Source organism: Muribaculum sp. (genome assembly GCF_029051885.1).
Taxonomy (GTDB): domain Bacteria; phylum Bacteroidota; class Bacteroidia; order Bacteroidales; family Muribaculaceae; genus Muribaculum.
Map to the genome: position 1 here is coordinate 1 of NZ_JAIDKI010000258.1, position 7727 is coordinate 7727.

8 protein-coding genes are annotated in these 7727 nt (G+C 52.5%); 7 read left to right on the forward strand and 1 reads right to left on the reverse strand.

Annotated features, from left to right (window positions below; genetic code table 11):
• The 7 genes from K2I50_RS10630 to K2I50_RS10660 form a co-directional block, all read left to right on the forward strand.
• Positions 1–251 (forward strand): hypothetical protein (locus K2I50_RS10630; RefSeq protein ID WP_301026325.1); only part of this gene is annotated, 251 nt, incomplete at its 5' end.
• A 100-nt stretch (positions 252–351) separates the two neighbouring features.
• Positions 352–1311, forward strand: coding sequence for a lipoate--protein ligase family protein (locus K2I50_RS10635; RefSeq protein WP_301026326.1), 960 nt, complete (start codon positions 352–354; stop codon positions 1309–1311).
• Between the two features lie 70 nt (positions 1312–1381).
• Complete coding sequence (gene gcvT / locus K2I50_RS10640; protein ID WP_301026327.1) at positions 1382–2494, forward strand: glycine cleavage system aminomethyltransferase GcvT; 1113 nt, start codon at positions 1382–1384, stop codon at positions 2492–2494.
• Positions 2495–2573: 79 nt separating this feature from the next.
• Positions 2574–2939 carry a glycine cleavage system protein GcvH gene (gene gcvH, locus K2I50_RS10645; RefSeq protein WP_301026328.1) on the forward strand — a complete coding sequence of 122 codons (366 nt, stop codon included), beginning with the start codon at positions 2574–2576 and terminating at the stop codon, positions 2937–2939.
• A 32-nt stretch (positions 2940–2971) separates the two neighbouring features.
• Positions 2972–4303 carry an aminomethyl-transferring glycine dehydrogenase subunit GcvPA gene (gcvPA, locus tag K2I50_RS10650; protein ID WP_301026329.1) on the forward strand — a complete coding sequence of 444 codons (1332 nt, stop codon included), beginning with the start codon at positions 2972–2974 and terminating at the stop codon, positions 4301–4303.
• A 134-nt stretch (positions 4304–4437) separates the two neighbouring features.
• Complete coding sequence (gene gcvPB, locus K2I50_RS10655; protein ID WP_301026330.1) at positions 4438–5895, forward strand: aminomethyl-transferring glycine dehydrogenase subunit GcvPB; 1458 nt, start codon at positions 4438–4440, stop codon at positions 5893–5895.
• 12 nt (positions 5896–5907) lie between these two features.
• The gene (locus K2I50_RS10660) at positions 5908–7245 is read left to right on the forward strand and encodes a dihydrolipoyl dehydrogenase family protein (protein ID WP_301026331.1); all 1338 of its coding nucleotides are present in this window, start codon (positions 5908–5910) and stop codon (positions 7243–7245) included.
• Here the strand turns inward: K2I50_RS10660 and K2I50_RS10665 are convergent.
• Positions 7235–7727: helix-turn-helix domain-containing protein (locus tag K2I50_RS10665; RefSeq protein WP_301026332.1), on the reverse strand; the 493-nt coding region annotated here is incomplete at its 5' end. The genes K2I50_RS10660 and K2I50_RS10665 overlap by 11 nt on opposite strands.

Below are 7727 nucleotides of genomic sequence, written 5' to 3' on the forward strand. Positions count from 1 at the left end.
CTTCAGTGCACAACTTCAGCCTTATCCCCGTAGAGGCGGCCTCTGACCGTTCGCGCACTGACATTCCGTCGCAATGGCGCAATCCCTGCTTCGACTTCACACGCAGTGCCGAGGCTGTGTTCCGCCGGCATAATAAAGATGTGGAGCGCGATTCATCATCGTTGCTTCCGCGCATTTTTCCTCTTCCTGCCATAAATCTTTCCGACCATATACTTCCGGTGTGTGCCGGCGAATTCGCCGACGATAAATAGTGCCGATTTATTTTTGTCTTTCGGGAAACATTCGCTAAATTTGGGCATTGACCAAAATCTTTTCCCGATGAAATACGCTCAATTGCCATGTGAAACCAAATTGAGACCGTTGCCATTTTATCTGGCCATGGAAGAGTATCTTGCAGGACTCCAGTGCGATGACGAACTCTTCTTTATGTGGCAGGTGGCTCCTACTGTGATTTTCGGCCGCAACCAGCGTATCGAGAGTGAGGTTGATGTGGATTACTGCAAGAGTCATGGCATACAGTTCTTCCGTCGTAAAAGCGGTGGCGGATGTGTATATGCCGACGGCGACAATATAATGTTCAGCGCGATAATGCCGCGACGCGGCGACGTTTCCACCTTGTTTTCGCGATATACACGGATGGTGGTCGACATGTTGTGTTCGCTTGGGTTTGACGCATGTGCTTCCGGCCGCAACGATGTCCTGGTCGGCGGCCGCAAAGTGTCAGGCAATGCAGTGTATATGCTTCCCGACAAATGTATTATTCATGGCACCATGCTGTTTGATACCAATCTGCAGCATATGATTAATGCCATTTCGCCCTCCGGTGCCAAACTTGACGCGCGAGGCATATCGTCGGTAAGGAGCCGTATCACCACACTTCGCTCCAATATGCCCGGACTTGATATCGCAGAATTCAAAGAATATGCGAGGCAATCGTTTTGTGGCGAGGAGCAGCTTGCTCTGACTCCGTCGGACATGGTCGGCATCTATCGTCGTTCGCTTGAGTATTACCATCCGTCATGGATATATGGCGATAGCGTGAGCGATACACATTCCCACGTAAGGCGTATAGAGGGGGTAGGAGAATTCAGAGTGTGTGTCTCAACCAGGCTCGACTGCATAGCCCAAGTGTCGCTTTCCGGAGATTACTTCCCGTTGGACGATGTTGACAGACTTCTGTTGCGTCCACTTCATGGATGCCGGTATAACCCCGAAGCTGTTGCCCGCCGACTTGCAGAGTTGCCGGCTGACACCTCTGCGGTGATAATGTCGCTTACGCGTGACGAGTTTGTCTCGCTATTGTTTGAGTGAGACGAATGGACTGACCATGAAATTTTCTATGTAAAATATTCTGATAGATATAATAACCTAAACTATAATAATGGAAACACAAGATAACAAACCTACATGCCTCCATTCGCGCCACGTTGGGCTCGGTGCGCTTATGTCGCCGTTCGGAGGATTCCACATGCCTATACAGTATGAAGGAATTGTCGAGGAGCACAATGCCGTGCGCAATGCCTGCGGCGTGTTCGATGTGAGCCATATGGGCGAGATGTGGGTCAAGGGCCCCGATGCCATGCGTTTCGTCAACTATATCTTCACCAATGATGTATCCGGCGGACAACCCGGAAAATGCTACTATGGCATGATGCTCAACGAGCAGGGAGGCGTTGTCGATGACCTGCTGGTATATAAGTTGTCGGATACTGAATTTTTCCTCGTGTTCAACGCCGCTAATATAGAAAAAGACCGCCGTTGGATTTACGGGCATGCGGCAGGATATGATGTCGCACTTGAGGATTTATGCGACAGTCTCGGCGAAATCGCTGTGCAGGGTCCGTTGTCGGAGGAGGTGGTCGAAAGTGTACTTTCGGTGCCGTGCGCCGACCTTGGATTCTATACATTCCGGTGTACGACATGGCACGATAGCGATATTATAATTTCGCGTACCGGTTATACCGGCGAAGACGGATTCGAGATATATGCTCCACATGATATGATATGCGCTATGTGGGATGCACTGATTGAGTCGGGCCGTTGTGCGCCTTGCGGACTCGGATGCCGTGATACCCTGCGCTTTGAGGTCGGACTCCCTCTTTATGGCGATGAACTCGACGAAGACATATCTCCGGTCGAGGCCGGTCTCTCTACATTCGTCAAGTTTGGCAAAGAGGGTGGATTCATCGGTCGTGATGCTGTTTCACGCGTCAAGGAGGAGGGCCCGAAGCGCCGCCTCGTAGGAATCGAACTCACTGACCGGGCTATACCGCGTCATGGCTATGATGTGCTTGACGCTGCTACGGATTGCGTCATAGGCCATGTCACTACCGGCTATCATGCCATCTCTGCTGATAAATCCGTGGCCATGGCTCTGATTGAGGCGTCATATGCCGCTCTGGATACCCCGGTGAGGATACGTATACGGCGCAAGACTTTCCCCGGGCGCGTAGTGAAAAAACGCTTCTATGACAAGCATTACAAAAAACAGTAAATTTTTTTTACGTTTAACAGTCGGTTCGGTTATCTTATCGAATCATAAAATATATCAACCCCTTATTAATATAATTCCCATGAGCAAGACTTATTATTCTCCTACCCACGAGTATATCACTGTAGACGGCAATGTCGGTATGATTGGCATAACTGATTATGCGCAGCAACAGCTTGGAAATGTAGTTTATGTCGATCTTCCCGAAGTTGACGACGAGGTTGTAGCCTCGCAGGATTTCGGCGGTGTCGAAAGTGTGAAGGCCGCTTCCGACCTTATTTCGCCTGTGAGCGGCACTGTGATTGAAGTCAACGATGAGCTTGCCGACAATCCCGGTCTCATAAACAAGGATGCTATGAACACCTGGATTATAAAGGTGGAACTTTCCGATCCTTCAGAGCTCGAGGGTCTGCTCGACGAGGCCGGCTATCGGGCATTGATTAGCTGATATCTTTCAGAATTTGGGTTAAAACTAAAATCATGGCTTATCATCACTATTTCCCTCATACCGACGAGGATGTGGCCGCCATGCTCGCCCGCTGCGGCATGACATCGCTTGATCAGCTTTATGCCGATGTCCCGGAGGAGCTGCTTCTCGGACGTGAGTACAACCTTCCTGCGGCTAAGTCAGAAAAGGAAGTGCGCGATTTTTTCGCTTCCCTTGGAGCCGAGAACCGTACGCTCACATGTTTCGCCGGCGCCGGTTATTATGACCATTACACTCCGGCGGTCATTCCGTCGATACTGTCGCGCTCGGAGTTCCTCACGGCATATACTCCTTATCAGCCGGAAATTTCCCAGGGTACGCTGCAATATATTTTTGAGTATCAGACTATGATGGCTGCCATTACCGGAATGGAAGTCAGCAACGCATCAATGTATGACGGCGCTACCGCGGCTGCCGAGTCCATGTTGATGATGGTAGCATCGGCACGCAAGCGCACCCGTGTGCTTGTTAGTGCCACGGTGCTTCCGCAGGTGCGTGCTGTGATGGCCACATATGCGCATTACCACGGTATAATACTTGATGAGGTGCCGGCAACCGAAGGGGGTGTTACCGACCGCGAGGCTCTTTCCGGGATGCTTGCCCAAGGCGATGTAGCCGGAGTGCTTGTCGCCACTCCCAACCGTTTCGGTATACTTGAGGACTATGCAGGGCTTGCCGATGAGGTGCATTCCGCCAAGGCTCTTCTTGCCATGTATGCCAATCCGTCGGCTCTTGCCGTAATCAAGACTCCCGGAGAGTGGGGCGCCGACATTGCTTGCGGCGATGCCCAGCCGCTCGGTATGCCGTTGAACTACGGTGGCCCTTATCTCGGATTCCTTTGCTGTAAAAAGCCTCATATCCGCAAGCTCCCGGGCCGAATAGTAGGCGCGACTGTCGACGGTAACGGACAGCGGGTGTTTGTGCTCACACTTCAGGCGCGTGAGCAGCATATCCGCCGCGAGAAAGCCACAAGCAATATATGTTCCAACCAGGGGCTGATGGCACTCTTTGCCACTATATATCTTTCGCTGATGGGGCCCGACGGCATGCGTGAGGTGAATGAGGCCGGAGCTGCAAATGCCCGGTGGCTGCTCGAAAGAATAGTGGCTACCGGAAAGGCACGTCCCGCATGGCCCGATGCTCCATGGCTCAATGAATTTGTACTTGATACGGATGCTCCCGTAGATGATATTATTGCCAAGGGTGCAGACAGAGGTGTGCTCCCCGGAGTGAAAATCGGCGACCACAGGATTCTTGTGGCAGTAACGGAGATGCGCACCGAAGCCGAGATGCAGTCGTTGGTCGATATTATAGCGTCCATCTGATTGCCTGATGTTATAAAGTCATTTATAGCTAAGTAACTGGTCAAACCTGTTTTGATGTTTATCAAAGTGAAGTTTTCAGAAGATTTTGCCGAAGAGACATTGAAAATGCTATGACCGGAAAACAAAAAATACTTATGAACAGGAAATTATACGGCAATCTTATATTTGAATTGTCGCGGAATGGACGCCGCGGCGCCACTCTTCCGCCTCATGCCTCCGCACCCGGGCTTGATTCCATCCCTCAGTCGCTTATGCGCTCGCAGGCTCTTCCGTTGCCTCAGGTCGACGAGCCTGCGGCTGTGCGCCATTATACCAATATGAGCACCAACAACTTCGGCGTAGATACCGGATTCTATCCGTTGGGTTCGTGTACGATGAAGTACAATCCTAAGATTAATGAGGAGATGGCTTCGCAGCCTGCATTTGCCTCGCTTCATCCGATGCAGCCCGACGCTACGGCGCAGGGAGCATTGCGTCTGTACTGGACTCTGCAATGCATGCTGTCGGAGATTGGTGGCATGGCTGAGTTTACCCTCAACCCATATGCCGGTGCTCATGGCGAACTTACCGGACTGATGATAATACGCGCCTATCATGAACAGCGTGGCGATATGCGCAGGACGAAAGTCATAGTGCCCGATTCGGCCCATGGCACCAATCCGGCAAGTGCCGCTGTCGCCGGGCTGTCGGTTGTGGAAGTCAAGAGTCTGCCTGATGGCACAGTTGATATCGATGCCCTGCGCCCGCTGCTCGACGATACTGTGGCGGCCATGATGATGACTAATCCCAATACCCTCGGTATGTTTGAGCGCAATATTCCGGAAATCGCACGTATGGTGCATGATGCCGGCGCTCTGCTGTATTATGATGGTGCCAATCTTAATCCGATGATTGGCAAATGCCGTCCCGGTGATATGGGATTTGATGTGATGCATGTTAATCTTCACAAGAGCTTTTCCACTCCGCATGGCGGAGGGGGCCCCGGCTCCGGTCCGGTAGGTGTACGTGCCGGACTTGAGCATCTGCTACCCAATCCGCGTGTGGTGCGTAATGCCGACGGGACATTTTCAGTGGTGGAGGGTGACACATCCCTCGGAAGAGTTACCGGAACGCTTGGCAATTTCGCTGTGTTGCAGCGCGCTCTTTCATATCTGCTTACTCTCGGACGCGAAGGACTGGCTATGGTGGGCCCGCTGGCCACACTCAATGCCAATTATATAAAGGAATCGCTGCGCGACCTTTATCTGCTACCGGTAGATGGGGTGTGCAAGCATGAGTTTGTCTTCGACGGCTTGCGAGACAAGTCGGGAGGGGTGACTACGCTGCATGTCGCCAAGCGTCTGCTTGATTACGGCTATCATGCTCCGACCATATATTTCCCGCTACTGTTCCACGAGTCTCTTATGATTGAGCCTACCGAAACCGAATGTCTCGAGACCATCGACAGTTTCATAGCTGCCATGCGTGAGATTGCCGAAGATGCTTCATCACGTCCGGAATTTGTGAAAGGGGCTCCTTACGAGACTCCTGTGGCTCATGCCGACGATACAGAGGCGGCTCTTCATCCCAAAGTTACATTCTTCGATTTGTAATAGCTCCTTTATATGGACCACAAGGAATTTGACAATATAATAATAGGCGCAGGCCCGGCCGGAATGCGGGCCTGCGCTATTGCCCGGGAGAAAGGCGAGAGTGTGTGCGTGGTCGAACGCAGAGAGGTAGGAGGCACATGCCTCAATCGCGGATGCATACCCACCAAGGCTCTTGTCCAGTCGGCATCAGTGATATCCACTGTAGCATCGGCCTCGGGATTCGGCGTAGAGATAACGGGAGAGATACATCACGACTATGCTGTGGCATCCGCCCGCAAGGATGAAGTGGTAGCCTCGTTGCGAAAAGGTGCTGAAATGGCTATAGGTGCCGATACTGTCGTATACGGTGATGCTCGTATCGTTTCTGCCGATACGGTTGAGACCGGAGATTTGTCGCTGCATGCTTCGAAGCGACTGATAATTGCTTCCGGTTCAGAGCCAGCCCGGCTCCGTGTGCCTGGCGCTGAACTTGCGGTGACGAGCGATGAATTTCTGCACATGACTGCGCTCCCTCCTGAGCTTGTGGTAATAGGCGGGGGTGTGATAGGCATGGAATGCGCATGCATAGCCAATGCCTTCGGCTGCAAGGTGACGGTGGTGGAATATTGCCGGGAGATACTTCCGGGCCTTGACTCCGAGATGGCCAAGCGTCTGCGCTCGATGTTGTCGCGGCGTGGCATAACTGTCGTTGTCGGTGCTCAGGTAACATCGCTGGAGTCGACCGTACAAGGCGAAATAACAGTGACATATACAGACCGGCGTGGCGACCACACGCTGACAGTTCCGATGGTTATGATGGCTGCCGGACGGCGTGCGGTAGTTCCCGATGGTCTTAGCGATATCGGCATTGAGTTTACACCTGCCGGCGCTATAGGCACCGATGACAGTATGCATACATCAGTACCCGGAATTTATGCCATAGGCGACTGCAACGGACGCCTTATGCTTGCTCATGCAGCCTCGGCCCAGGCTGAAGTAGCTATGGGTGTACGTGATTCTGTAGGGAATGTGCCGTCGATTGTGTTCACTTTGCCTGAGTGCGCTCAGGTAGGTGTGCTGACTTCCGACAGTCCCGGTGCACTGATTACCGGAAAGGCGATGTATGGTGCCAACGGCATGGCTTCGGCGATGGGGCAGACCGAGGGGTTTGTCAAGGTCGCGGCTGATGCTGCCACACGTCGTATCGTAGGATGCTGTGCCATCGGTGCCGGTGCCGACGCCATCGTGCAGGAAGCTGCCATCGCAATAGCAGCATCCATGACTGTCGACGACTTGCGCACACGTGCGGTGTTTGCTCATCCTACACTCTCCGAGATGCTTCTGTCGGCGTTGCCTGTTTTTAAGGATTGAGATGAGTGAGCACTATGCGGATTTCGTTGTAAGACACTTTGTTGCGTAGCCGTTCCCTGATTTCTGTCATGGTGGGAACACCATCGAAACTTTCAATGGCTTTGGTTATGCTGTCGATGGTGCTGTCGTCAAGCAGGTCGTGGATATCAAGTTTTCCATCCTGCATGGCTTTGGCAAGGTGTCCCCATACAGTCGACTCGGCATATCCGCGGCGTTCGGCTATGGTAGCCGGAGTGAGGCCATCGCCGAACATTCGGAAACTTTCTACCCACGATGCTTCCTTTGGTTCTTTCTTCGGCTTCTCTTTTTTTACTTTTACCACTTTGGGCATCTTCTCGGCCGCATCAGTCGGCTCACTGATGGTTTTGGCCAATGTTGGTGCCGTTGTCGCCGGGGGTGTCTTTGTCGCTCCCTTCCGGCGTGTGATTTTCTTTGACTTGTCGCGTGTAGCCTCGGCAATGGCTCTTTGCTTACTGTTGAGA

Bases quoted from the DNA above. Each gene is read 5' to 3' on its own strand.
- gcvT (WP_301026327.1), top strand. From the start codon at position 1,382: ATGGAAACACAAGATAACAAACCTACATGCCTCCATTCGCGCCACGTT.
- gcvPA (WP_301026329.1), top strand. From the start codon at position 2,972: ATGGCTTATCATCACTATTTCCCTCATACCGACGAGGATGTGGCCGCC.
- gcvPB (WP_301026330.1), top strand. From the start codon at position 4,438: ATGAACAGGAAATTATACGGCAATCTTATATTTGAATTGTCGCGGAAT.
- gcvH (WP_301026328.1), top strand. From the start codon at position 2,574: ATGAGCAAGACTTATTATTCTCCTACCCACGAGTATATCACTGTAGAC.
- K2I50_RS10660 (WP_301026331.1), top strand. From the start codon at position 5,908: ATGGACCACAAGGAATTTGACAATATAATAATAGGCGCAGGCCCGGCC.